Genomic DNA, 22,193 nt, shown 5'->3' on the forward strand with positions numbered 1-22,193 from the left:
GCCCCGTCACCGGGCCGGCCGCCGCGGCGGGGCTGGAGGTGCGGCGCGGCGTCGTCGTGGACGACGAGCTGCGCACCGACGACCCGTCGATCTTCGCCATCGGCGAGTGCGCCGAGCACGACGGCACCGTGTACGGCCTGGTCGCCCCCGCCTGGGAGCAGGCCTCCGTGGCCGCCGACGTGATCACCGGCGGCAAGGCCCTCTACCGGGGCTCCCGGCTGGTCACCAGGCTCAAGGCCAGGAGCGTCGAGCTGGCCGCCATGGGCGAGACCCAGCTCACCGAGGAGCACGCCGAGGTGGTGCGCTTCAGCCACCGGGCCCGCGGCACCTATCGCAAGCTCGTCATCCGCGACGGGCGGCTGGTGGGCGCGATCCTGCTGGGCGAGAGCGACGCCGTGGGCACGCTCACCCAGCTCTTCGACCGGGGCGCGCCGGTGCCCGGGGACCGGGCGGGGCTGCTGTTCCCCGGGCTGTCGTCGGCGCCGGTGGCCGACAGCCCGACGCTGATGCCGGACGCGGCCAAGGTCTGTCAGTGCAACAACGTGACCAAGGGTCAGATCAGGGCGTGCTGGGAGGCCGGGGCCCACGACGTGGCCGGAGTGGCGGCCGCGACCAGGGCGACGACCGGATGCGGAACCTGCCGCGACGCCGTGGAGGGCATCGTCGGCTGGCTGTGCGAGCAGGAAGGGATTTCAGTATGAGCAGGATCGTCGTCGTTGGGTACGGGCCGACGGCCCACCGGCTCGTCGAAACCCTGGTGGACAAGGGCTTCGACGGCCGGATCACCGTGATCGGGGAGGAGCCGCGCCCGGCGTACGACCGGGTGGCACTGACCTCCTACCTCTCCGGCGTCACCGTGGAGGACCTCACCTACGCGGTGCCCGCGGGGGTCGTGACGAGGCTGAGCAGCCGGGTCACCGGGATCGACCGGGAGGCCCGCGAGGTCACCCTGGCCGACGGCGCCACCGAGCCCTACGACGTGCTCGTGCTGGCCACCGGGTCGGCGCCGTTCGTGCCGCCGGTGCCGGGCGCCGAGCACGCCTTCGTCTACCGCACCATCGACGACCTGGACGCCATCCGGGTGGCCGCCAAGGACGCGGTCGAGGGCGTCGTGGTCGGCGGCGGGCTGCTCGGCCTGGAGGCCGCCGACGCGCTGCGCGCGCTCGGGCTGAAGGCGCACATCGTCGAGATGAGCCCCTGGCTGATGCCGCGGCAGGTGGACGAGGGCGGCGGCGCGGTGCTGAAGTCCCACATCGAGGGCCTCGGGCTCGGCGTGCACGCCGGGGCGGGCGTCCAGGAGATCGTCACCGCGGACGGCCAGGTCACCGGGCTGCGCAAGCCGGACGGCACGGTGCTGGACGCGCAGGTCGTGGTCTTCTCGGCGGGCATCAGGCCGCGTGACGAGCTGGCCAGGTCGTCCGGGCTGGCGGTCGGCGAGCGGGGCGGCATCGTGGTTGACTCCTCGATGCTGACCTCCGACCCCTCGATCTACGCGGTCGGCGAGTGCGCGCTGGTCGGCGGCATGGTCTACGGCCTCGTCGGGCCGTGCAACACGATGGCCGAGGTGGCGGCCGACCGGATCATGGGCGGGTCCTCGGCCTTCGAGGGCGCGGACATGTCCACCAAGCTCAAGCTGCTGGGTGTGGAGGTGGCGCAGTTCGGGGCGATGTCGGGGGCGCTCGACGTCACCTACATGGACCCGGTGGGCGGTGTCTACAAGAAGCTGTTCATCAGCGACGACGCCAAGACGCTGCTCGGCGGCATCTGCGTGGGCGACGCCTCCCCGTACACGTCCCTGCGGCCCTTCGTCGGCAAGACGCTGCCCGCCTCGCCGTCCGACCTGCTCTTCAGCGGGGCCGGGGCCAGCCTCGACCTGCCCGACGAGGCGCAGGTGTGCTCCTGCAACAACGTGTGCGCGGGCGACGTCCGCACGGCCATCGCCGACAAGGGCGTCACCGACGTGCCCGGCATCAAGGCCTGCACCCGCGCCGGCACGACCTGCGGCAGCTGCGTGCCGATGCTCAAGCAGCTGCTGGAGAAGTCGGGCGTCGAGGTCAGCAAGGCGCTGTGCGAGCACTTCACGTACTCGCGGGCCGAGCTGTTCGACATCGTACGGGTCCGCAAGATCACCACGTTCTCCCAGCTCATCACCGAACACGGGCAGGGCAGGGGCTGCGACATCTGCAAGCCGGCCGTGGCCTCGATCCTGGCCTCGCTCTACAACGGCCACGTGCTCGACGGCGAGCGGGTCACGCTGCAGGACACCAACGACCACTTCCTCGCCAACATGCAGAAGAACGGCACGTACTCGGTCGTCCCGCGCATCCCCGGCGGCGAGATCACCCCCGACAAGCTCATCGTGATCGGCGAGGTGGCCCGCGACTTCGGCCTCTACACGAAGATCACCGGCGGTCAGCGCATCGACCTGTTCGGAGCCCGGGTCGAGCAGCTGCCGGAGATCTGGCGGCGGCTGGTGGACGCCGGGTTCGAGTCCGGCCACGCGTACGGCAAGGCGCTGCGCACGGTGAAGTCGTGCGTGGGCTCGACCTGGTGCCGCTACGGCGTGCAGGACTCGGTGGGCATGGCCATCGCGCTGGAGCTGCGCTACCGCGGCCTGCGCTCGCCGCACAAGCTCAAGTCGGCCGTCTCCGGCTGCGCCCGCGAGTGCGCCGAGGCCAGGTCCAAGGACTTCGGGATCATCGCCACCGAGCAGGGCTGGAACCTGTACGTCGGCGGCAACGGCGGCTTCAAGCCCCGCCACGCCGACCTGCTGGCCACGGACCTGAGCTCGGAGGAGCTCATCAGGACGATCGACCGGTTCCTCATGTTCTACATCCGCACGGCCGACCGGCTGCAGCGCACCGCCACCTGGCTGGAGTCGCTGGACGGCGGGCTCGACTATCTCCGCGAGGTGATCATGGAAGATTCGCTCGGCATCTGCGCCGACCTGGACGCGCAGATGGAGAACCACATCGCCACGTACGCCGACGAGTGGGCGGCCACGCTGGACGACCCCGAGAAGCTGAACAGGTTCGTGACCTTCGTCAACGCCCCCGGCGTGCCCGACCCGTCGATCGTCTTCGCCAGCGAGCGCGGCCAGATCAAGCCGGTGATGGCCCGATGAGCTGGACGCGGATCTGCGACTACGAGGCCATGGTGCCGGAACGCGGCGTCTGCGCCCTGGTGGGCGGCGAGCAGGTGGCCGTCTTCCGCACCCACGACGGCACGCTGCACGCGCTGGGCAACCTCGACCCGTTCAGCGGCGCGTACGTGCTCTCGCGCGGCATCGTCGGCACCAGGAAGGGCGAGCCGACCGTGGCCTCGCCGCTGCACAAGCAGGTGTTCTCGCTGGTGTCGGGGCGCTGCCTGGACGAGGACGCGGTGTCCGTGCCGATCTACCGGGTACGGGTGGCGGACGGCGGCGTGGAGGTCGGCGCCTGATCGCCCGCCAGGACCAGGCCCAGGTCGTAGGCTCGCACGACGGCCTGGGTGCGGTCTCTCGCGCCGAGCTTGTCCAGGACGTTGCCGACGTGCGTCTTGACCGTCTCCCTGGTGACGTACAGGGCGGCGGCGATCTCGGCGTTGCTCAGCCCGCGGGCCAGGTGACGCAGGACGTCCAGCTCCCTGGGCGTGAGGTCGTGGGCGGCGGCGCGCGGGCGCGGGGCGGCGATGCGGCGCAGCGCGTCGGGGAAGAGCACGCCGTCCCGCAGCCGGATCGCGGTGACCAGGTCGGCGGCGGGGGAGCGCTTGAGCACGTAGCCGGCCGCGCCCGCGCGTAGCGCGCCCCAGACGAGCTGGTCGTTCTCGAACGTCGTGACCACGACGACCCGGGTGCGCGGCGAGAGGCGGGCCAGCTCCCGGGTGGCGCCCAGGCCGTCCATGCTGTCGGCGGGGCCGGGCATGCGGATGTCCATGAGCACGACGTCGGCCGCGCGGCCCAGCTCGACGGCGGCGTGGCCGTCGGCCGCCTCCCCGATCACCTCGATGTCGTCGTACGGGGAGAGCATGGTGGCCCAGCCGGAGCGGATGAGCGGCTCGTCGTCGGCCAGCACCACCCGGATCCCCCTGCTCACGCGGGGAGCGTCGCCGTCACCCGCCATGTGCCGTCCACCTCCTCCCGCTCGAACGCCCCGCCGGCCAGGCGCGCCCGCATCCGCATCCCCACCAGACCGCGCCCCTCCCCGGGCCCCTCCCCGGGCCCCTCCCCGGGCCCCTCCCCGGGCGTCGCGCTCCCGGCCACCTCGTTCTCCACGACCAGCACGACCTCCTTCCCACCCCTTCCAGCGCCGGGGTCGGTGCGGTGCCGGACGGCCAGGTCCACCCGGACCGGCCCCCGCCCGTGCCTGAGCGCGTTCGTGACCGCCTCCCTGGCGATCGCGTACGCCGCCCGCGACGCCGCCTCCGGCACCCGCTCCACCGGGTCGGCACGGCACTCCACGTCCAGCCCGTGCACGAGCGCGCCGAGCGCGGCCAGCGTGGGCGCCTGCGCCGTACTGCCCTCGTCGAGCACCCGGAGGAGCACGTCCAGCTCCTGCTGAGCGCCACGTGCGGTGCCCACCAGATGGTCCAGCGACCGCTGGGCCACCGGCACCGTCTCCGGCCGCCCCAGGGCCGCCTGGGCCGCCATGGCCTGCACCAGGACGACGCTGAGCGCGTGCCCCACCGAGTCGTGCAGCTCCAGCGCCAGGCTCTGGCGGCGGCCGAGCTCCTCGATCACCAGCGACGGGTCGGAGCGCAGCAGCCTGCGCGCCACCCGCTGCTGCCCGGCCCCCGCCGGCACCATCACCGCCAGCACGGCCACGGCCATGACGGACACCTGCGCCAGGTCACCCTGAGCGGCCTGCGGGCGGGTGAACGCGGGCACCAGCGCCAGCACCCCGGCGCTCAGCGTCGCCCCCACGAACAGGTGCAGCGCCGTCAGCACCCGCAGATAGACCGGGTCGGCGCGGTCCGGCACGGCCACCCCGAGCAGCTCCGACAGGGCGACGACCTCAAGCCGCGGCACCAGGGGCAGGCATGCCACGAGCACCGACGCGGGCAGGCACGCCGCCCACAGCAACAGCACCCGCGCCAGGGACACCTCCGTCACGAGCGCCAGCGCCAGGACCGCCGCCACCGGCGTCAGCAACGCCGCGCCCAGCAGCTGGTAGAGCACCGCCTTCCAGGGCTGCCAAGATTTCCAGGGAACCGCCACGGCTCCAGAAGCTAGCCGACGAGCCCGGGGACCGCCTCCCTCGTACGGGGGAAGTGGCTCGTCTTCCGCCTGCTCAGAGCGGGGTGATGCCGTTCTGGCATATCGGCTGCGCCGACGCCAGGCCGAGGGCTATGCTCCAGTCTCCACCGGGGGATAGACGTGCGGGCTTCGATGGGTCAGTGGCAACACGCAACGCCGTCCTGAATCGATGCTGTCGCAACGTTCGGCGTCCTCGCGCTGGGGGAGGGCTTCGGGGTTCGCCTGGATTCGCGGCACTGGACGGACGCTATCGGCGGTGCCCTGTGCGCTGGTCTCGGGGCGGCAACGATCGCAACTCTGACCGGTCTCAGCCAAATCCAGTGAACCGTTACCGTGAGTAACACCCCAACGAGCTAAAGGCGGCGTGCGGAGTGGCCAAACGCCGCATTCGCGCATGGCGGGTGCGGGCATCAAAGCGGCCATGAGCAAGGTTTTTCAGCGCTGGGCACTTCTACCGGCGGCGACCGTCCCCGTCCTCCTGGTCGCCGGTTGCGACGTGGGCGGTGACCGTACGCAAGCGATGAAAGCGGCCGTGACCCCGACCGGTCCCTACACCAGGAGCCCGTCCCCGACCGGGACGGCGACGGCGGCCGGGCAGCCGCGCGGCGCGGTCGAGTCCTACTTCAACGCGCTCAAGGCGGGGAACGTGGACCAGATCGTCAGCCTGTTCACGGGCAACGCGGTGGTCGAGCTGGACGGCGAGGCCACGGCCGAGGGCACCAAGGCGATCCGCAGCCTCTACCAGCAGCAGTTGCAGGGCGCGACCGACCTGGTGTCGGCCGTGCACACCATCGTGGACGTGCGTACGGTCGGCAGCGAGAGCGCCGTCGTCCGCTCGGGGAGCAAGCAGGGGGACGCGCGCTTCCGCGAGCTGTTCCTGCTCGGCAAGGAGGGCGGGAGGTGGAAGATCTCGGAGTTCATGAACAACCAGTCGTCCTGACCGCCGGAGCCTCGGGAATGGGCCACACGTCCTTTGCGGGACGTCCGCCGGGAATGACGGGAATTCCGGCACGGATTTACCGGGCCGGTTATGGGCGGTCGGTCGCGGGACGGGCTACGACTGCGCGCTGCCGCGCGGGATGCGCGGGGTGATGCGGCCCTGGTCGATCATCGCCAGGTACACGGCGAAGGCGCCCCGAGCCCACGTTTCCGCCTGTCGCGCGGTCAACCTGATCTCCTCGCCCTCGTGCGAGACGATCATGTATCCGCCCCAGGGCGTGCTCCGTCGCCACGCCACCAATACGTTCTCGAAAACGAGGACGTCGAGCATTGCGGTCACATATGCGCGTCCGGTGGCGGACACGGCGCAAGCCTCCTCGCTCCCCGCCGAATTCTCGCCTTTCCTCCATTGTGCGCGCCGTATCGGGAAATGTCGCAGGCCCGTCAGAACCTGGGCCGCGCCTCCGGTGTATCTGTACCGGAGGTGGTCCCATGAAGAGGATTCTGGCCGTGCTGGCCGCAGCGGTGGCCGGCACGGTGGCGCTGGCCCTGGGCGGCCTGCCCGCCGCCGCTGCCGGCGGGTGGGCGGTGACCTATCTGGATCCGGCGCCGTCCCGGTTCGAGGGCGGGACGTCGTACGCGCTGGGGTTCTGGGTGCTCCAGCACGGGTCCCATCCGTTCGAGGGGAATCTCGGGGCGGTCGGGCTGCGGTTCACCGGGGCGGACGGGAAGAGCCTGCTCTTCGGCGGCACGGCGCTGCCGGAGGCCGGGCATTACGCCACGTCGGTGGTGGTGCCTGAGGGGGTGTGGAAGGTGGAGGGCGTCCAGGGGCTGTTCCAGCCGTACGAGGTGGGGACGCTTACCGTTCCCGGCGGGCTGAAGGTCGATCCGGTGCCCGCTGAGATGGTGGCGCCGATGTCGGCGGAGAAGTCGTTCTGGGGGGCGGTGCATCCGCCCGGGTTCCCGGACAAGGGTCCGGCGGTGATCAACCGGTCGCCGATGGGCCAGGGGAGTGCCGGTGCTACCGACGTGGGGCGGGAAGGCTCCGGTGATACGGGTGGCCGGCGGGGAAGCTCCGGTGGCACCGGTGCGGGGCCGGAGAGCTCCGGTGGTGTGGGGCAGGGATCCGGCGGGGTGCCTGTCTACGCGCTGGTGATCGCCGCCGTCGGTGGTGCGCTGGTCGCGGTGGTGGCCCTGTGGCTGCTGCCGCAGTCCCGCCTGCCGGGTCTGCCGCCTCGGCCGCCCTCGCCGGACGGGGCGTCGCCGAGGTGGCCGGCCCGCGTGGCGCGGCTGATCCGCCGGTCACGCCGGTCGGAGGCCGAGCCGGACCCGCCCACGGGCACGCCGGACCCGTCGGACCCGCCTGGGCCGGGCTCGCCGGGGGAGACGATCGTCATCTCCGGCAAGTGATCGGCGGGCCCGGCGCCGAGAAGCGCCGGGGTGTGCCTGCGGCGCCGCTTTCCCGAGCGGCACCGCGTCGCAGGCCCACCCCGGTTCCGCCGCGCGAGCCCCACCGCGTCCCGATGCCGCGCGAGCCCCACCGCGTCCCGATGCCGTGCGAGCCGGACGCGGCTCGATGTCGCGGGGGGTCGGATCGGGTCCCTACGTCGTGCGGGCGGTGTTCAGAGGTCGCGTTCCTGCTGGTCGAGGATGGCGACGGAGACGGCGACCGCGCGGGCCGCGTCGCCGTCCTCGATCGCGCCCAGCAGGTCGTCGTGGGAGCTGTCCGGCGTCAGGGCCGCCTGCTCCTGGTCCCTGACGCTGTCGCGCAGGGCGTCGCTCATGCTGCGGTAGAGGTCGCCGAGCAGGGCGTTGTGCGCGGCGTCCGCGACCAGCAGGTGGAAGTCCACGTCCGCGTCCGCGAATCCGTCGAGGTCGCCGGCGCGGGCGGCCGCGTCCCGGCGGGCCAGCGTCCGGCGCATCGCGGTCAGGTCCTCCTCCGTGCGCCTGCCCGCCGCGAGCCGGGCGGCCACGAGGTCGAGGCCGCGGCGCACGTCGATGATGTCCATGGCGGCCGCCGTGTCGAGCCGCCGGCGCAGGGCGACCTTGGACTCGTCGGTGGCGGTCACGTACGTGCCGTCGCCCTGGCGGGTGTGCAGGAGCCCGGCGTGGGCCAGGACCCGAACCGCCTCGCGCACGGACAGCCTGCTCATGCCGAGGCTCTGCGCGAGCTGGCTCTCGGACGGGATCTTGGTGCCGACCGGCCACACACCACGCGCGATCTCTCGGCGGAGCTCGTCGATGGCGGCGTCCACGAGCGAGGTCCGAGCGACGTTTCGCATGCACCCTCTCCTCATCGGATGGAGAACACCCACCCTAAGAGCTATCGCCGAAGGCGGGGTAGTCCGGCCGGTGATCGGGGGCGCGCCGCCGGTCAGCGCCGGGGGAGGGCGGAGAGGAAGGCGGACTGGACGGCCTCGAAGCGGCGGCCGACGTCCCCGAGGTCGAACGGCAGGCGCTCGCCGCCCTGGGCCTCGGTGAGGCGCTCCTCCAGCTGGCCCCGGGCCGACAGCTGGGCCGCGCGCAGCGCCGTCACGATCGCCTCGGCCAGCTCGTCGCTGCCCATCGTGCGCAGCACCCGCGCGTCCAGGCGGATGTCCCGGACGAGGCCGTCGGCCTCCACGGTGGCCTGGATCCGGCCCCCGGCCGCGGTGCCCTCCCCGGTGACCTCGCCGAGCCCGTCCATGGCCGTGGCGAGCTTCGACATGGCCTCGTCCGCGCGCCGGCCGATCCTGTCCAGCTCCTCGGGCGTGACGGCGGCCGGGTCGAAGTCGAACATGCCATGACCTTCCTGTTCGTCGGCGCGACCAATGGAGTTGATCAAGATTTCCTGAACCCGTTGGCAGCGGCTGGTTGCGCTCCGTCGAACATCCGGTGAACCCAGATGATCAACGCCTCCAAGGCGACAAAGATGACCTTCGACGCAGAACACCTGAAGGAGCGACATGTCCACCCCGCAGGAGACAAGGGTCATCACGTCCAGTGTCATCGCCGCCATGGGCGAGCGCTACAACGACGTCTGGGCCGGCCTCATGAAGACCGGAGACCGCGTCTACGACACCGACCTCGGCGACGGCACGCTGGGGACGATCTTGGCGAGAATCCTCGGCCCGGCCTACGAGACGGCGCAGCGAGGCTGCACGGAGGCCCTGCGGGGCGGCGCCATCGCCTCCCGCGGCATCACCGACAGCCTGGCCACCTGCGCGGGAAACTGGCGCAGGGCCGAGCAGGCCAGCATCGTGGAGTACGTGTGATGCCGCCCGCGCCGTGGCCGATCATCCGGACGCTCAAGGGGCTCCAGCTGTACGCGGGCGTCCCGCTGGTGTCGCTGGCCCTCCTGGAGTCCCTCCAGATGGACGTCGACCGGGTCTCGGAGGTCGCCAAGGTCTGGAAGCAGATGGCCAGGGACCTCGACAACCCCGTGGAGGTGCTGGACGGCATTCCCGCCGAGTCCCGGCGCGGCTGGATCGCCGACGACCAGCGGGAGTTCTCCCGGGTGACCGGCAAGATGCACGCGGGCACCGAGGTCCTGCGCGACTCCCTCGACCAGATCGGCGACATCCTCGACGGCGTGGCCAACGCCTTCCGGCTCTTCAAGGGGGCGATGGCGACCTTCTCCACGATGGTCGCCGCCTCCAGCGTGTACGGGCTGTCGATGATGGTGCTGTCACCCGTGGGGGCCGTCCAGGGCCGCCTGTACCTGAGATGGCTGCTCAACGCCGCGGACAAGGTGCTGACCGTGATGATCGGCGCGCTCATCACGTACTGCATGGGCCAGGCGACCATCGTCGCCTACCTGATCACGCAGGGGCAGGCGCTGGCCGACATGGCCGAGCCGTACGAGCAGGACGGCTGGCCGGGGGCGAGGCTGCGCGAGGTCGACTTCGCCACCGTGAAGATCGACAAGTCGGCGTTCCCCACCTTCCAGTACCCCGAGGGGAAGCAGGCCCTGCCGGACGACACGAAGGACTTCAAGTGGGTGGCCCCGAGCCGGCCCGGTACGAAGTGAGCCCGGCCCGGAGCGGGCTCATGAGCGACGGGAGGCGGCCAGGGCGGCGCCGATGATGCCGGCCTCGTTCTGGAGGGTGGCGGGGACCACGGGCGTGTCGATGTGGACGTGCGGCAGGAACTTGTCGGCCTTCCTGCTCGCACCTCCGCCGATGACGATCAGCGTGGGCGACAGCAGCATCTCCACGTGCCGGAGGTACTCCTCCACCCGCTCGGCCCACTTCTCCCAGGTCAGCTCGTGCTCCTCCCGCGCCCGCGCCGACGCCCGGTGTTCGGCGTCCTTGCCCCGCAGCTCCAGGTGCCCGAGCTCGGTGTTGGGCACGAGCGTCCCGTCGGTGAACAGCGCGCTGCCGATCCCCGTGCCGAACGTCAGCACGAGCACGGTCCCGCGCTCCCCGCGCCCGCGCCCGTAGGTCACCTCCGCCACACCGGCCGCGTCGGCGTCGTTCAGCACGGTCGCCCCGCCGAACAGCCTGGCCGCGTCCACGCCGATCCACGAGTGGTCCACGTTGGCGGCCGTCAGCACGACCCCGTCCTTGACCACGCCGGGGAACGTCACCCCGATGGGACCGCTCCAGCCGAAATGCTTGACGATCTCCGCCACCGCTTCCGCCACCTCATCGGGCTTGGACGGCTGGGGCGTGGGAATGCGCAAACGCTCCTTCACCAGCTCGCCGGCCTCGATGTCGACAGGGGCGCCCTTGATTCCCGAACCACCGATGTCAATGCCCAACACGTTCATGTCAATCCCTCTCCCCTTCAGGACACGAAAAAACTCCTGTCCTGATATTTCCGGAACCGGCTGAACCGGCCCACAGCCCTCCACGTATCTCGCGTCACAAGCGCTAACTAGGAGGCAACGGATGCGGCCACGCATCATCACACTCTGCGCTGTTGCGGTTGTGTGGGGAGCAACTCTCACCACTCCCGCGCACGCCACCACAACCAGGAACCGATTCGACGTGATCAACCTTGTGTCGGACGTTCAGGGCAAAGCCCCGGTCACCGACGCCAAGGTCGTCAACCCGTGGGGCCTGGCCATGGGCAAGACTCTGTGGGTCTCGAACACCGGCACCGGCACCGCCACCGTCTACTCCGGCACGGGCAAGAAGGAGCAGACCGAGGTGTGGATCCCCGGCGGAGCACCCACCGGCCAGGTGTTCAACCCGGGCGAGGGCTTCACCGTCAAGGGCAAGCCCGCCACGTTCATCTTCTCCAGCCCCAGCGGAGCCATCACGGGCTGGAACAAGGACGTGGACCCGAAGAACGCGATCATCGGGGCCTTCACCCGTGGCGCCGACTACAAGGGGCTGGAGCTCGTCGAGACCGACGACGGAGACTTCCTGCTGGCCGCCGACTTCGCGAGCGGGCGCGTCCACGCCTTCGACGAGGACTTCCGGCGCATCAGCCTGAAGAGCTGGCAGTTCCGCGACCCGGGCGTCCCCAGGACGTACAAGGCCTACAACGTGGCGATCGCCAACGGCAGCATCTGGGTGTCCTGGGCCCTGCGTGACCCGTCCACCGGCAAGCCCGAATTCGGCGAGGGCAAGGGCTTCGTGAGCCGCTTCAACGCCGGCGGGCGCCTCACCGGCCGCATCTCCAGGGTCGGGCTCAACGCCCCCTGGGGGATCACCGCCGCGCCGAAGGGCTGGGGACAGTACAGGGGCGCGCTGCTCATCGGCAACTTCGGCGACGGCACCGTGCACGCGTACAAGAACAGCCGCCACCTGGGCGCGCTGGCCACGGCCGACGGCAACCCGATCGTGCTGCCCGGCCTGTGGGACCTGGAGCCCGGCACCGCCACCAACGGCGGCGAGAACTCCATGTGGTTCTCCGCGGGCATCGACGGCACCAAGCACGGCCTGATCGGCATCATCGCCCCGCAGGGCACCAAGCCGACGTCCACCGCGACGCCCACGTCCTCGCCGTCGAGCTCCCCGACGAACCACCCGTCGGGCCACCAGACGAGCGCCCCCAGTAGCCAGTCGTCCTCCCAGAATCCGTACGGCGGGTACTGAGCGGCGCTCTCTCGCCGTCGCCCCCGGCCTGGCGAGAAGCGCAGCTCGCCGAGCAAGGCCGGGGGCGGCGGTCACGCGGACGTTTCCGGCGCGGTTGGCGCGAGCCGCGCCGGAAACAACCCCCTTGTTGGTGCTTCCCGCCGCACCCTTACTCCTCGCCGCACTCCGGCTGAGGTCCCTGGGACGTCTTTGAGGGAATAGGGGAAGGGCTGGCTCCTCCCGGAGGACCTGGTGTCCTCCGGGAGGAAGGGGTTGAAGTTCGTTTTGGGTACGGTCGGATCGTGAGCGAGCGATCCTTCAGTGAATGGCTCAGGGAGCAGTGCGAGCCCGAGTGGACGGCGGTGGTGACGCACCCGTTCGCGATGGCGATCACGACGGGCTCGGCGCCCGACGACGGCATGCGGCGCTACCTGGAGCAGGACTTCCAGTTCGTGGACTCGTTCACGGCCCTGCTCGGGGCGGCCGTGGCGAGCGCGGACACGTTCGAGGCGCGGGTGCCCTACGGGAAGTTCCTCGGCCAGGTGGCGACCACCGAGGAGAAGACGTACTTCCACCGGGCGCTGGCCGCGCTGAACGGGCGGACCGACGCGCCGGCCGAGCCGGTGACGGCCGCGTTCAGGCAGCTCATGGACGAGGCGCGGACGTCACAGGACTACCTGCTGATCGTCGCCGTGCTCTGCGTGGCCGAATGGTGCTACCTGGGCTGGGCGTCGCGGGCCGAGCGGCCGCTGCCGGAGAGCTTCGTGCACCGCGAGTGGATCGAGCTGCACGAGGGCCCGGAGTTCCGGGCCTGGGTGGCCTTCCTGCGGGGCGAGCTCGACCGCCTCGGCGCGGACCTGGACGAGGAGCGCCGGACGGCGGTGCTGGACGTCTTCCGCCTGGCGGTCGAGCTGGAACGAGCCTTCTTCGACCAGGCCACCGACCATCAGCCCAGTACGGCCGCCAGATCCTGGAACGAGCGGTAGTGGACGCCGGTCATGCCGAGCGCCCTGGCCGCCTCCACGTTCTGCAGCCGGTCGTCCACGAACAGGCAGCGCTCCGGCGCGACCCCGGCCCGCTCCGCGGCGATCTCGTAGATCCGCCGGTCGGGCTTGGCCACGCCCACCCTGGCGCTGCTGACCACGTCGTCCGCGAAGTACGTGAGCCCCAGTAGGTCGAGGTGCTGCTCCAGCGAGTCCGTGGCGTTGGTCACGATCACCACGGGCACGTGCTGCTGCGCCTTGGCCAAGAGCGCCCTGACCTCCTCGTCCACCCAGAACCGCACCTGCCCGAACTCGGCCACGGCCTGGCGGGCCCGCTCGTCGCCGCCGAGCGCGACGGCCACGGACTCCAGCCACTCCGCCTCGGTGGCCTGGCCGAGCGTGGCGGGCATGATCAGCGCGGGGTCGAGGGCCGTCCGCATGAGCGGCAGGCCGTACCGGGCCTCGATGTCGGCCTGGGCGGCGTGGTCGAAGAGCCGGAGCACTCCATCAAGGTCAGACAGAACCGCGTCAAAGGGGATCACAGCCCCTCATTGTGACAGTCGTCAGCATTTCCCGCGTCGTCAAAGGTCCAAGGGCGACCGGCCGGACTACCATCTCCGAGACAGGATTCGGTATCGGAACGGTAGGGCATGAGCGCACGCGAGCTGGGGCGGCTGTTCGCCGACGGCGGCAGGGGGCACAGGCTGCCCGCGGGGCTGCCGCCGGGCGAGGTGGTCTGGCCCGATCCCGGCTACACCCGGCAGGGCCAGGCGCTCAGGCCGGCGTTCTGGATGAGCGAGGAGGCCGCGTCCGGCGAGGACTGGAGGCGCATGCGCGAGTGGCACCCGCACAGCGGCCTGTGGCCGGTGCTGCTGGACGAGTCGGCGCAGCCCTGGGGGGTCGGGCAGATCGTTCCGGACGACCCCCGCCAGATCGACCACTTCACCGCCGAGGGGTTCATGACCGAGGTGTGGCAGGAGTGGGTGACCCAGATGCCGCAGGCCGCGCTGGAGGAGCTGGACCCGTTCGGGGCGATCTGTCCCGGCCTGGCCTCGCCCGGGATGCTCAAGGCCGCCCCCGAGGCGGTCGCCGACTGGCTCGCGGGCGAGCTGGCCGTCAAGGGGATGCCGCTCGGCCTGGTCGCCGCCCCCAGGAGCGCCGACGCGCTGGTCGTGATGGGCTGGCAGGGCGCGCTGCACCACAACGAGTGGATGGTCCCGCTGGCGGCCGTGGTGCGCAGCTGGGAGGACCGGTTCGGCGCGCGGGTGGTGAGCGTCGGGTTCAACACCCTGGACCTGAGCGTGGCCGCGCCGCCGGTCGATCCGGAGCACGCGTTGCACGTGGCCGCCGAGCACTGGACGTTCTGCCCGGACAACATCGTCCAGGGCCCCGGTGACCTGCAGGGCTATGCCGAGCAGATCATCGGCGAGCACGCCTGGTCGTTCTGGTGGGACTGAGTCCGGCCGCGCGCACGACAGGGTGGCTCGGCCGGACCGTCCGGTGTCAGGGGAGGTGGGCCACGGCCCCGTAACTCCCCGAAGAACTCGGCTGTTCGGCGCAGGCGGTGTCGAGGCCGTCCGGCCGCCATTCCGGGATCCACACCAACCCCGGATCGACCAGCACCAGACCTTCGAGCAACGCCGCGACCTCCTCTCTGGTACGAATCGCGTGACCTGGCAGCGTCATCGCCAGCAGGTCGTGAATCGCTCCCAGCAGCTCCGGCGGGACCGCGTCGAACGTGGTCTGCAGCAGCGACAGGTAGCTGCCTTCGGGCACCACCTGCCGGATCCGCTTGATCACGTAGTGGAAGTACTCGTCGTCGTTCAGGCTGTGGGTCGACAGCAGCAGCACGGCCATGGGCCGGTCCCAGTCGAGGAACGTCTGCAGGACCCGGTCATCGAGGATGTCGTCGATCTCGCGCACGTCGCCCTCTACGACGCGTACGAGGTCGGTGACGGGCTCGATGGTCGCCCGGGCTCCGGCCAGCACCATCGGGTCGTTCTCCACGTAGACCACACGGGGGACCGCGCCGCACAGGGCGTCACGGGCCACGTCGTGCAACTGTCTGCCCGCCGGCAGGCCGCTGGGCACTCCACTCCCGACAATGACGAACTGGTCCACACCTTCGCCGGCCAGATGACGCACCACACGGCACAAATAGTGGAGCACGGCCCGTGCGGCCGTCGTCACGACGGGAGCGGCCTGGTCGTAGCGGCGCACTGCGTCTCTGTCCGCCACGAAGTTGTTCTTCCCACCCGTGGCCGCGTCGAAAACCCGGGTGATCCTGGCTTGGGTCATCTCCAGCTTCGCCAGGTTTCGGATGGCACGCTGACGCATTGAGTGTTGCCCCTTTCCCCTCGCCCACTTTCTCGGGAAAAGAATGATCCTTTCGGACCCCACTCGATGACCCAGAACTTATGATCCTCGCTGCGCGGCGGATGACAACCGGAAAAGCCATTAGTTTTCGGTATATCTGCCTAACCCTCTACCGTGAATAACGATCATCCATTAGGGAAGGAGATCACTTTCCGAGGGAACGCGAAAGCCGCTCGCGATGGAAATTCAACACCTCGAAAGTCTCTTCGCGGGTCGTCGTCGTCACCGACAGCTTGGTGAACGCCTGGTGGTACGCCTCCACCGCGGCGGTGTCGGTGATCAGCTCGTCGGACTCGATGCCGTGAACGCACGCGATGTCCGCCTCGAACGCCTCGGCGAAGCGCCAGAGCGTGAACGGGCCGGTGCGCGGCACGTAGACGGGATCGTCCGTCGGCAGCACGTGGAGCGAGACGTTGGGCCGCTTGGCGTGCTCGATGAGCTGGTCGATCTGGCGGAGCTGGACGTGCGGCCCGACGATCGAGCGGGTCAGCACGCTCTCGTCGATGACCGCCCACACCACGATGCCGCTGTCGCGGGCCACGGCCTCCTGGCGGGCCAGCACGAGGGCGAGCGCCTCGTCGACCGTCTGCTGCCCGAGCGTCGCCGGCCCGGTCACGGTGACGGCCGCCCTGGCGTATTCCTCGGTCTGCAGCAGCGGCGGGACGAACTGGGGGTGGTAGGTGCGGATCACCGTGGCCCGCTGCTCCAGCGCGTACGTGGTGGCCAGCCAGACCGGCACCGACTGCGCGTCGTACCAGGCGGCCTCGCGCTCGCCCCTGGCCAGCGACAGCACGTATTCGCGGATGGGCGGGGCGGTGACGCCGTAGAGGGCGAGCAGGCGCTCGGCGGTGATGGGGGCGGGCGCGATCCTGCCCTCCTCGATGGCCGGGATCGCGGCGGCTCCCTTGCCGATCGCCGTCTCCACCTGCGCGACCGACAGGTCGGCGGCCAGGCGCAGGCCGTGCAGCCGCCTGCCGAGCGCTCGGCGCTGCGGCCCGCTCAGCGGCGCGGCCGCCTCGGGGATGTCGGGGGAGGAGGGGGGCTCGGGCTCGTCGGGCAGCCCTTCGGCCCTGCGGGCCAGCTCGACCACGCCGCGCAGCAGGGTCAGGGAGCTCTCGGACAGCTCTGAGGTGCCCAGGCCGATGGCGGCCGCGCGCAGCTGGAGGTCCTCGACCGCGCCGGACTCGAGGTAGTCGTCACCGACCAGCCAGCCGACGCTCACCTGGAGGCACGAGGCCAGCGCTCTGAGCACCTGGAGCGTCGGGTTGGTCTGCTTGCCGGTGCGCAGCTGGCTGACGTAGGCGCGGGTGATGGGGATGCCCGCCTCTGTCAGGGCGGAGGCGACCTGCGCGCCGGTGAAGCCGCGCTTGGTCAGCGCAAGATCGAGCCGTTCGGCGAAGTTCGCCACGGCACACCTCCATCCACCGCCCGTGAACTTTTCCAGCGTAAGGGACGCGAGCCGCACTGTCCCCTGCCATGCGGGGCAGCTCTGCCCCGCGAGTAGGTATCAACTTATGCGCAAACTGTCAGTTGACATAGCCTCGCTCGTAAGCAGACTATCGGAGGGCATGGTAACTGTGGCTTAACAGTCGGGGAGGAGGTGGCCGGACGTGACCATGGAATCCTCGCACCTCGAAGATCTGCCCTCCACGGGGCAGGAGCGAGTGGTGCAGCGGATCTGCGCACGCGTGGCCGGGCCGGCGGTGGGAGCCGGCGTTCAGGTCGCGAGCCTGCCTCTCGGCGGCCTCCAGGTCTGGCTGGACAGCCCTCGTCACCGTTGGCGCTTCTACCACCGGATGGCCCGCGAGCTGCGGCTGGCCGGCTGGCACACGGAGACGGGACCTGATCGGCTGCTGTTGCTCGGGTGGAGTGCGGTCTGCCTGAGCCACCGCGCCAGGATGCTGAGCGCGGCCCTGGCGGGACGGCTGGCCGACTTCGACAAGACGGCCTTCATGGCCGTCATGATCGCCACCCGGCTGCGCCACGAGGGGTTCCCGGTGGAGGAGCTCCCGGCCGAGGTGGAGACCCGCTGCCGCGACGCGCTGCGCTGGCCCGCCCGGCTGGAGGACCTCGACGGCCTGGAACGCCGGTCGTCGCTGGAGCCGCTGCGCCTCAGGCTCGCCCAGGTGGCGGGGCTCGAGGCCAAGGTCGGCTGCCGCTGCTGCGAACATCTCGCGCTCGCCTCGAAGGTCGCGCGCACGGTGGCCGGTGGTGCGGTGCCGGCCAGGTCGCGCGCACGTTCGTCGGCATCGTGCTCCGCCACGCCGGATTCCTCCCCGGGGGTCGGGCTGACCGAGCGCATGGTCTGCGTCAGCGTGCCCAACGTGGCAACCACCAGAGCGGGGACGGCGCGATGACGCCGACGCCCATCCCCGCGCACCGGGCCGCACCGGTCCCGGCAGCCGTGGCGTGGCCACGGCACCGGGTCAGGAGGCGGCCGGATCACCACCTCGGCGTCGCCATGAGGTTCCCCGCCGCGTACGCGCTGCCGCCCGGCGCGCCGCCCACCGGCCAACGGCCCTGGGGCGTCGCGTTCTGGTGCGCGTGCGCAGGAGCGGGAATGCTGGCGCTGCTGTCAGACGGCGGGTGGCCGCCGGCCGATCACGGCCGACTTCCCCGCCTGGGACTGACGGCGGCGCTTGTGCCGCTGGCCCCGGCGCTTCCCCATCCCTCCGGCATCGCGCGGCACGTGCCCGACTTAGTCGGCGCGGTGCTGTCGACCAGCGCGTTAGCGGCTGGCGTGCTGGCCGACACGAGGGGGAGCGCCTGGGGCCGGCTTTATCGGCGTTCGCCGGGCCGTGCGGCCGCGGCCGCGGAGCCGATCGCGAGGTCGTACGCGGGATCGTACGCGACCTCGTGGCGGCACCGTGCGCGCGCGACCGGCCTGCGGCTCCGGCGACGTAGCGGACTCCCGATGGCGGCGGGCGCGTTCTGCCCGTCCGGTGCGGCGTCGTTCGCCGTGCTCGCCATGGGGCCGCCTGTTGTGGAGAAGGCCGGGCTCCTGTCGGCCATGATCGCGGTGACTCCGGCGGCCGTCCTGGCCGTCCGCCGCGTCGGGACCGGCGGAGCCGTCTACGGCGGAGGCTTTGCTCTGGGCGGAGGTTGCGCGCCGCTGCCGGCCCACTCGTCTTCCGACGGGTGGAGCCTGCTCGGCGCGGTGCTGATGGGCGCCGGATTCGGCGCGCTCGCGGTCGGTCTTCTGGCGGGGGCCACCGCGAGCGCCGAACCCGGTCAGCACGCCTCCGCGATCGGCACCATCGGCACGTGGGCGATGCTGGGTGGGGTGATCGGCGCGATGGGCGCCACAGTGCTGATCGGCCGGCCGTTCTCGGAGGGGCCCGCTTCCGGGCCCGTCTCCGTCCTGGTGGCCGTTCTCCCGGCCGCCGTCCTGCTCGCCGCCACGGCGCTGGTGCGGGTCGCCGGGGCGTCGGGCCATGAGACCGAACCTCGATCTCAACGCGCGGCGGAAGAGGGGCCGGCGATGTTCCGCCGGCTCCTCGCCGAGCCGCGCGGCCACGTCAACCGAGTACGGAGCGAGGTTCTGCCCCGCTTCGCCACATACGACCGCCAGGTCGTCAACCCGCGATGACAGGAGCGATCATGCTCACGGATGAACTGCGCCGGTCACAGCCGCACGAGGTCCACGCACGCGGAGCGCGCCACGCGCCGCCGTCCTGGGGCGAGGACCAGGGCGACGCGCCGCCGGTGGAAGAACCGCGCACCGTGCACAGGCTGCGCCGCATCCGCCCGGTGTCCGCGCGGGCGATCACCGAGATCGACCACGCGTTACGCCACCCGGTCATCTGACACCACACCCTTCCCGCACAGGAGGAGAACCCATATGCGCACCGTCCTCGCCCGGAGCCTTCAGTGAGCCGCGGGAGGGTGGGAGTGATCGTGGCGCCCGCCAACCCCTCGGCGGAGCCCGAGCTCACCCGCCTGCTCGGGTCGCGCGCGGACATGCACGTCACGCGCTTCCCGGTACGGCCCGGGCAGTCTCTGGCCGAACGGCTGGAAAGCTACAACGAGGCCCTGCCCTCCATGGTCTACGCGTTCGACGCCCTGCCGCTGAGCGCGATGGTCATGGCCTGCAGCGAGCCCCGCTACCTCCTCGGTCCCGATGAGGACCGCGACCAGTGCGCCGAGCTGTCGGCCGCGACCGGGGTGCCCTTCGCCTCGGCCACGCAGGCCACGCGCGAGGCGATGGAACACGCCGAGGTGAGCGACATCGTGCTGGTCTCCCCGTACCAGCCGTGGCTGACCGAGCTGGCCGAGCGGTTCTGGAAGACGGCCGGCCTGAACGTCACCCAGGTCATCCAGGTACGCGCGAAGAACGGCTACTCCTCGTACGCGGTCACCCCCTCCGAGCTGATCAGCCAGGTCGAACTGGCCGAGCTGCCGGCGGACGCGGTGCTGCTGTTCACCGGCACCGGCATGGCCACGCTGCCCGTGCTCGGCCCCCTCAGCGCCGGCAACGACCGGATCCTGCTGACCTCCAACCTCTGCACGGCCTGGTGGGCGCTGTCCAGGACCATCGGGCAGCAGGTGACGCTCGGCCGCGTGCCGCACCGGCGGTACATGGGAGGCGCGGCATGAACGGCGTCATCGTGGTGGGAGCGGGACCCGCTGGGCTGACCGCGGCGCTCTCGCTGGCCAAGGCCGGGATCCCGGTCACCGTGCTGGAGCGCGAGAGCGAGCTCAGCAAGCAGACCAGGGCCTGCACGTTCCACCCGGCCACGCTCGACCTGCTCGACGACCTGGGCGTGGCGTCCCAGCTCGTCGCCAAGGGCCGCGTCGTCGACCGGGTGCAGTGGCGCGACCGGTCCGGCATCGTGCTGGCCGAGATGGGCATGAACCGGCTCAACGGCCTGACCAGGCATCCGTTCAGGATCCACGCCGACCAGGCCGCGCTCACCCCGCTGCTGCTGGCGGCCCTCAGCGTCTACCCGGACGTGGACGTGCGGTTCGGCACCCACGTGGACGGCGTGGCCGAAGGCGGCACAGGGATCCGGGTCCGCGTCGGCCACACCTGGACGCGGGCCCGGTACATGATCGCCGCCGACGGCGCGCACAGCACGGTCAGGGGCTCCCTGGGACTGCCGTTCCCCAGGTCCGCCTACCCGACGCAGGCGTTGCGGGTGTTCACCGACTCGCCGCTGGACCGGCTGCTGCCGAGCCTGGCGCCGCTGACGTACGTGCGGGACGTGCAGCAGTCGTGCACGCTGCTCGGGCTGCCGGACCACTGGCGGATCATCTTCAAGATCCCCTGCGACACGCACGAGCCGCTGTCGCCTCCGAACCTGTCCCTGCTGGTCCGCCGGGCCCTGCCGGGGGCGAGCGGGCCGATCCACGTGACGGGCGCCGACCGGTTCGGGCTGTCCAGGGGCGTGCTGACCTCGTACCGGTGCGGCCGGGTGCTGTTCGTCGGCGACGCCGCGCACCTGACCTCCACGGTCGGCGGGCTCAACATGAACGCCGGCATCCACGACGCGGCCGAGGTGGGCCAGGTGATCGCGGCCGTGATCGGCGGCTTCGCCCCGCCGGCGGCGCTGGAGGCGTGGGCCTGGCGGCGGCGCTCGGTGCTGCTGCAGCGGGTGATCCCGCCTCGCGAGACCCGGCTCGCGGGCGTGCGGGAACGTGACAGCGCCAGGCTGGCGGCCGCCATGGCCGGGCTGCGCGCCATCGCCGGAGACCCTGACGCGACACGTGCCTACCTGGCACAGGCCTCATTACTGGACACCGTGCCAGGGAAGAGGTGACGACCCCCCGTTCCGCGTACTGACTGGAGGAGGTGTGACGCCGGATGTGGCGAACCCTGTCTGACGACGCTCGCCAGGCCATTCGCGACCTGTGCGACAAGCACGGAGCCCGCCTCTACGACTACTGCCGCACGGAGCTCGCCGCGGGCGACGCCGAGCAGGCGGTGGCCGGTGCGATGCTGACGGCGCACCTGTACGCGGATCGCGTGGTCGATCCGGCCCTGCGGCGGCCCTGGTTGTACGCGGTGGCCCGCGCGCACCGGGCGTTCGTCGCCAAGCCCGCGAGCATCGGCTCGTGGTCGCGGCCCGGCCGGATGTCGGAGCTGCTGCCCGAGGCGCTGCTCTCCCTGGAGCGCCCGCAGCGGGAGCTGCTCGACCTGTCCCTGCGCCACGGCCTGGCCGACGCGGAGATCTCGGTGATCTTCGAGCTGCGCCAGGACGAGGTGCGGACCGTCGTCAGCCGGGCGGCGGAGTCCCTGGAGGAGTGGTTCGCCGCGATCATCGCCGCGCGGGGGCGCGACGGATGCCCCGACCTGACGGCACGCGTGTCGGCGTGGGTCGCGGCGCCCGGCCGGCGGGCCAGGGCCAGGATCGGCCGTCACATCCAGTCCTGCGCGACCTGCCGGGCCGCGCCCAGGACCATGTCGGCGGCGGCGCTGCTGCGCCGCCTGCCGATCACCACACTGCCCGGCACACTTCCCAACCGGCTGGCGTTGGCGCAGCCGTTGCCCGGCGAGGGGCCTCTCTGGCGGGCGGACGGCTTCCCCGTGCAGGCACGCACACTGGTGGAGACCGGTCCTTCCCCGGCTCCTCCGGTCGCCGACGCCACGCCGCAGATCCCGGTCGCCGACCCCACGACGGCGACCTCGGGAAAGCCCTGGTCGGCGGCGGGCGCGGC

Annotated in this window: 25 protein-coding genes; 16 read left to right on the forward strand and 9 right to left on the reverse strand. The window is 71.5% G+C overall.

The genetic code is table 11. From position 1 onward, the window contains the following. From ACWDX9_RS41465 to nirD, 3 genes are all read left to right on the forward strand, one after another. On the forward strand, positions 1-701 hold a 701-nt coding region (locus ACWDX9_RS41465; protein WP_449964535.1), incomplete at its 5' end, for a (2Fe-2S)-binding protein. After that, positions 698-3,124, forward strand: coding sequence for a nitrite reductase large subunit NirB (gene nirB, locus ACWDX9_RS41470; RefSeq protein WP_449964539.1), 2,427 nt, complete (start codon positions 698-700; stop codon positions 3,122-3,124). The genes ACWDX9_RS41465 and nirB, both read left to right, overlap by 4 nt. After that, positions 3,121-3,441, forward strand: coding sequence for a nitrite reductase small subunit NirD (gene nirD, locus ACWDX9_RS41475; protein ID WP_449964542.1), 321 nt, complete (start codon positions 3,121-3,123; stop codon positions 3,439-3,441). Before nirB ends, nirD begins: the two co-directional genes overlap by 4 nt. On the opposite strand, the gene ACWDX9_RS41480 is transcribed toward nirD, so the two are convergent. Beyond that, the gene (locus ACWDX9_RS41480; protein WP_449964544.1) at positions 3,396-4,073 is read right to left on the reverse strand and encodes a response regulator; all 678 of its coding nucleotides are present in this window, start codon (positions 4,071-4,073) and stop codon (positions 3,396-3,398) included. The two genes, nirD and ACWDX9_RS41480, sit on opposite strands and share 46 nt — an antisense overlap. Beyond that, the gene (locus ACWDX9_RS41485; RefSeq protein ID WP_449964546.1) at positions 4,070-5,194 is read right to left on the reverse strand and encodes a sensor histidine kinase; all 1,125 of its coding nucleotides are present in this window, start codon (positions 5,192-5,194) and stop codon (positions 4,070-4,072) included. The genes ACWDX9_RS41480 and ACWDX9_RS41485 overlap by 4 nt, the downstream gene beginning before the upstream one ends. 460 nt (positions 5,195-5,654) lie before the next feature. Here ACWDX9_RS41485 and ACWDX9_RS41490 point away from each other — a divergent pair, with 460 nt between their 5' ends. Further along, the gene (locus ACWDX9_RS41490) at positions 5,655-6,173 is read left to right on the forward strand and encodes a YybH family protein (protein ID WP_449964549.1); all 519 of its coding nucleotides are present in this window, start codon (positions 5,655-5,657) and stop codon (positions 6,171-6,173) included. A 114-nt stretch (positions 6,174-6,287) separates the two neighbouring features. On the opposite strand, the gene ACWDX9_RS41495 is transcribed toward ACWDX9_RS41490, so the two are convergent. Then, positions 6,288-6,536 carry a hypothetical protein gene (locus ACWDX9_RS41495; RefSeq protein WP_449964552.1) on the reverse strand — a complete coding sequence of 83 codons (249 nt, stop codon included), beginning with the start codon at positions 6,534-6,536 and terminating at the stop codon, positions 6,288-6,290. Positions 6,537-6,664: 128 nt separating this feature from the next. On the opposite strand from ACWDX9_RS41495, the gene ACWDX9_RS41500 reads away from it, so the two are divergent. Further along, a complete protein-coding gene (locus ACWDX9_RS41500; protein WP_449964554.1) occupies positions 6,665-7,582 on the forward strand; it encodes a hypothetical protein in 918 nt (305 codons plus the stop codon). Positions 7,583-7,794: 212 nt separating this feature from the next. On the opposite strand, the gene ACWDX9_RS41505 is transcribed toward ACWDX9_RS41500, so the two are convergent. After that, positions 7,795-8,454 (reverse strand): FadR/GntR family transcriptional regulator, encoded by a 660-nt coding sequence (locus tag ACWDX9_RS41505; RefSeq protein ID WP_357730370.1) that lies wholly within the window; start codon positions 8,452-8,454, stop codon positions 7,795-7,797. A 92-nt stretch (positions 8,455-8,546) separates the two neighbouring features. Then, positions 8,547-8,951: a YbaB/EbfC family nucleoid-associated protein gene (locus ACWDX9_RS41510; RefSeq protein ID WP_449964557.1), complete on the reverse strand. Its 405-nt coding sequence runs from the start codon at positions 8,949-8,951 to the stop codon at positions 8,547-8,549. Positions 8,952-9,117: 166 nt separating this feature from the next. Between ACWDX9_RS41510 and ACWDX9_RS41515 the strand changes: the two genes are divergently transcribed. Continuing rightward, a complete protein-coding gene (locus ACWDX9_RS41515; RefSeq protein WP_449964560.1) occupies positions 9,118-9,426 on the forward strand; it encodes a hypothetical protein in 309 nt (102 codons plus the stop codon). Beyond that, positions 9,426-10,181 carry a WXG100 family type VII secretion target gene (locus ACWDX9_RS41520; protein ID WP_449964563.1) on the forward strand — a complete coding sequence of 252 codons (756 nt, stop codon included), beginning with the start codon at positions 9,426-9,428 and terminating at the stop codon, positions 10,179-10,181. The genes ACWDX9_RS41515 and ACWDX9_RS41520 overlap by 1 nt, the downstream gene beginning before the upstream one ends. 18 nt (positions 10,182-10,199) lie before the next feature. Here the strand turns inward: ACWDX9_RS41520 and ppgK are convergent, their stop codons facing one another. After that, entirely contained in the window at positions 10,200-10,922 is a 723-nt protein-coding gene (gene ppgK, locus ACWDX9_RS41525) for a polyphosphate--glucose phosphotransferase (RefSeq protein ID WP_449964565.1), read from the reverse strand. A 220-nt stretch (positions 10,923-11,142) separates the two neighbouring features. Between ppgK and ACWDX9_RS41530 the strand changes: the two genes are divergently transcribed. Together ACWDX9_RS41530 and ACWDX9_RS41535 are read left to right on the forward strand one after the other, a co-directional pair. Next, complete coding sequence (locus tag ACWDX9_RS41530; protein ID WP_449964568.1) at positions 11,143-12,198, forward strand: TIGR03118 family protein; 1,056 nt, start codon at positions 11,143-11,145, stop codon at positions 12,196-12,198. Positions 12,199-12,479: 281 nt separating this feature from the next. Beyond that, a complete protein-coding gene (locus ACWDX9_RS41535; RefSeq protein WP_449964571.1) occupies positions 12,480-13,163 on the forward strand; it encodes a TenA family protein in 684 nt (227 codons plus the stop codon). Here the strand turns inward: ACWDX9_RS41535 and ACWDX9_RS41540 are convergent. Further along, complete coding sequence (locus ACWDX9_RS41540; RefSeq protein WP_449891715.1) at positions 13,124-13,702, reverse strand: HAD family hydrolase; 579 nt, start codon at positions 13,700-13,702, stop codon at positions 13,124-13,126. The genes ACWDX9_RS41535 and ACWDX9_RS41540 overlap by 40 nt on opposite strands. A 108-nt stretch (positions 13,703-13,810) precedes the next feature. Between ACWDX9_RS41540 and ACWDX9_RS41545 the strand changes: the two genes are divergently transcribed. Beyond that, complete coding sequence (locus ACWDX9_RS41545) at positions 13,811-14,617, forward strand: DUF4253 domain-containing protein (protein ID WP_449964573.1); 807 nt, start codon at positions 13,811-13,813, stop codon at positions 14,615-14,617. Positions 14,618-14,663: 46 nt separating this feature from the next. On the opposite strand, the gene ACWDX9_RS41550 is transcribed toward ACWDX9_RS41545, so the two are convergent. Further along, positions 14,664-15,497, reverse strand: a complete 834-nt coding sequence (locus ACWDX9_RS41550; RefSeq protein ID WP_449964575.1) for an SAM-dependent methyltransferase — start codon at positions 15,495-15,497, stop codon at positions 14,664-14,666. A gap of 184 nt (positions 15,498-15,681) precedes the next feature. Further along, positions 15,682-16,944, reverse strand: coding sequence for a Scr1 family TA system antitoxin-like transcriptional regulator (locus tag ACWDX9_RS41555; RefSeq protein ID WP_449964577.1), 1,263 nt, complete (start codon positions 16,942-16,944; stop codon positions 15,682-15,684). Between the two features lie 202 nt (positions 16,945-17,146). On the opposite strand from ACWDX9_RS41555, the gene ACWDX9_RS41560 reads away from it, so the two are divergent. From ACWDX9_RS41560 to ACWDX9_RS41585, 6 genes are all read left to right on the forward strand, one after another. Next, positions 17,147-17,893 carry a hypothetical protein gene (locus ACWDX9_RS41560; protein WP_364252995.1) on the forward strand — a complete coding sequence of 249 codons (747 nt, stop codon included), beginning with the start codon at positions 17,147-17,149 and terminating at the stop codon, positions 17,891-17,893. Beyond that, entirely contained in the window at positions 17,890-19,125 is a 1,236-nt protein-coding gene (locus ACWDX9_RS41565; RefSeq protein ID WP_449964579.1) for a hypothetical protein, read from the forward strand. The genes ACWDX9_RS41560 and ACWDX9_RS41565 overlap by 4 nt, the downstream gene beginning before the upstream one ends. An 11-nt stretch (positions 19,126-19,136) precedes the next feature. After that, positions 19,137-19,343, forward strand: coding sequence for a hypothetical protein (locus ACWDX9_RS41570; RefSeq protein WP_449964581.1), 207 nt, complete (start codon positions 19,137-19,139; stop codon positions 19,341-19,343). Positions 19,344-19,406: 63 nt separating this feature from the next. Continuing rightward, positions 19,407-20,132: a maleate cis-trans isomerase family protein gene (locus tag ACWDX9_RS41575; RefSeq protein WP_363966112.1), complete on the forward strand. Its 726-nt coding sequence runs from the start codon at positions 19,407-19,409 to the stop codon at positions 20,130-20,132. Continuing rightward, positions 20,129-21,295 carry an FAD-dependent oxidoreductase gene (locus tag ACWDX9_RS41580; RefSeq protein WP_350723058.1) on the forward strand — a complete coding sequence of 389 codons (1,167 nt, stop codon included), beginning with the start codon at positions 20,129-20,131 and terminating at the stop codon, positions 21,293-21,295. The genes ACWDX9_RS41575 and ACWDX9_RS41580 overlap by 4 nt, the downstream gene beginning before the upstream one ends. Before the next feature lie 44 nt (positions 21,296-21,339). Beyond that, positions 21,340-22,193 (forward strand): RNA polymerase sigma factor (locus ACWDX9_RS41585; RefSeq protein ID WP_449964583.1); only part of this gene is annotated, 854 nt, incomplete at its 3' end.

This window comes from Nonomuraea sp. NPDC003201 (assembly GCF_053590415.1).

Bases quoted from the DNA above. Each gene is read 5' to 3' on its own strand.
- nirB (WP_449964539.1), top strand. From the start codon at position 698: ATGAGCAGGATCGTCGTCGTTGGGTACGGGCCGACGGCCCACCGGCTC.
- nirD (WP_449964542.1), top strand. From the start codon at position 3,121: ATGAGCTGGACGCGGATCTGCGACTACGAGGCCATGGTGCCGGAACGC.
- ACWDX9_RS41490 (WP_449964549.1), top strand. From the start codon at position 5,655: ATGAGCAAGGTTTTTCAGCGCTGGGCACTTCTACCGGCGGCGACCGTC.
- ACWDX9_RS41500 (WP_449964554.1), top strand. From the start codon at position 6,665: ATGAAGAGGATTCTGGCCGTGCTGGCCGCAGCGGTGGCCGGCACGGTG.
- ACWDX9_RS41505 (WP_357730370.1), bottom strand. From the start codon at position 8,454: ATGCGAAACGTCGCTCGGACCTCGCTCGTGGACGCCGCCATCGACGAG.
- ACWDX9_RS41510 (WP_449964557.1), bottom strand. From the start codon at position 8,951: ATGTTCGACTTCGACCCGGCCGCCGTCACGCCCGAGGAGCTGGACAGG.
- ACWDX9_RS41515 (WP_449964560.1), top strand. From the start codon at position 9,118: ATGTCCACCCCGCAGGAGACAAGGGTCATCACGTCCAGTGTCATCGCC.
- ACWDX9_RS41520 (WP_449964563.1), top strand. From the start codon at position 9,426: ATGCCGCCCGCGCCGTGGCCGATCATCCGGACGCTCAAGGGGCTCCAG.
- ppgK (WP_449964565.1), bottom strand. From the start codon at position 10,922: ATGAACGTGTTGGGCATTGACATCGGTGGTTCGGGAATCAAGGGCGCC.
- ACWDX9_RS41545 (WP_449964573.1), top strand. From the start codon at position 13,811: ATGAGCGCACGCGAGCTGGGGCGGCTGTTCGCCGACGGCGGCAGGGGG.
- ACWDX9_RS41550 (WP_449964575.1), bottom strand. From the start codon at position 15,497: ATGCGTCAGCGTGCCATCCGAAACCTGGCGAAGCTGGAGATGACCCAA.
- ACWDX9_RS41565 (WP_449964579.1), top strand. From the start codon at position 17,890: ATGACGCCGACGCCCATCCCCGCGCACCGGGCCGCACCGGTCCCGGCA.
- ACWDX9_RS41570 (WP_449964581.1), top strand. From the start codon at position 19,137: ATGCTCACGGATGAACTGCGCCGGTCACAGCCGCACGAGGTCCACGCA.
- ACWDX9_RS41580 (WP_350723058.1), top strand. From the start codon at position 20,129: ATGAACGGCGTCATCGTGGTGGGAGCGGGACCCGCTGGGCTGACCGCG.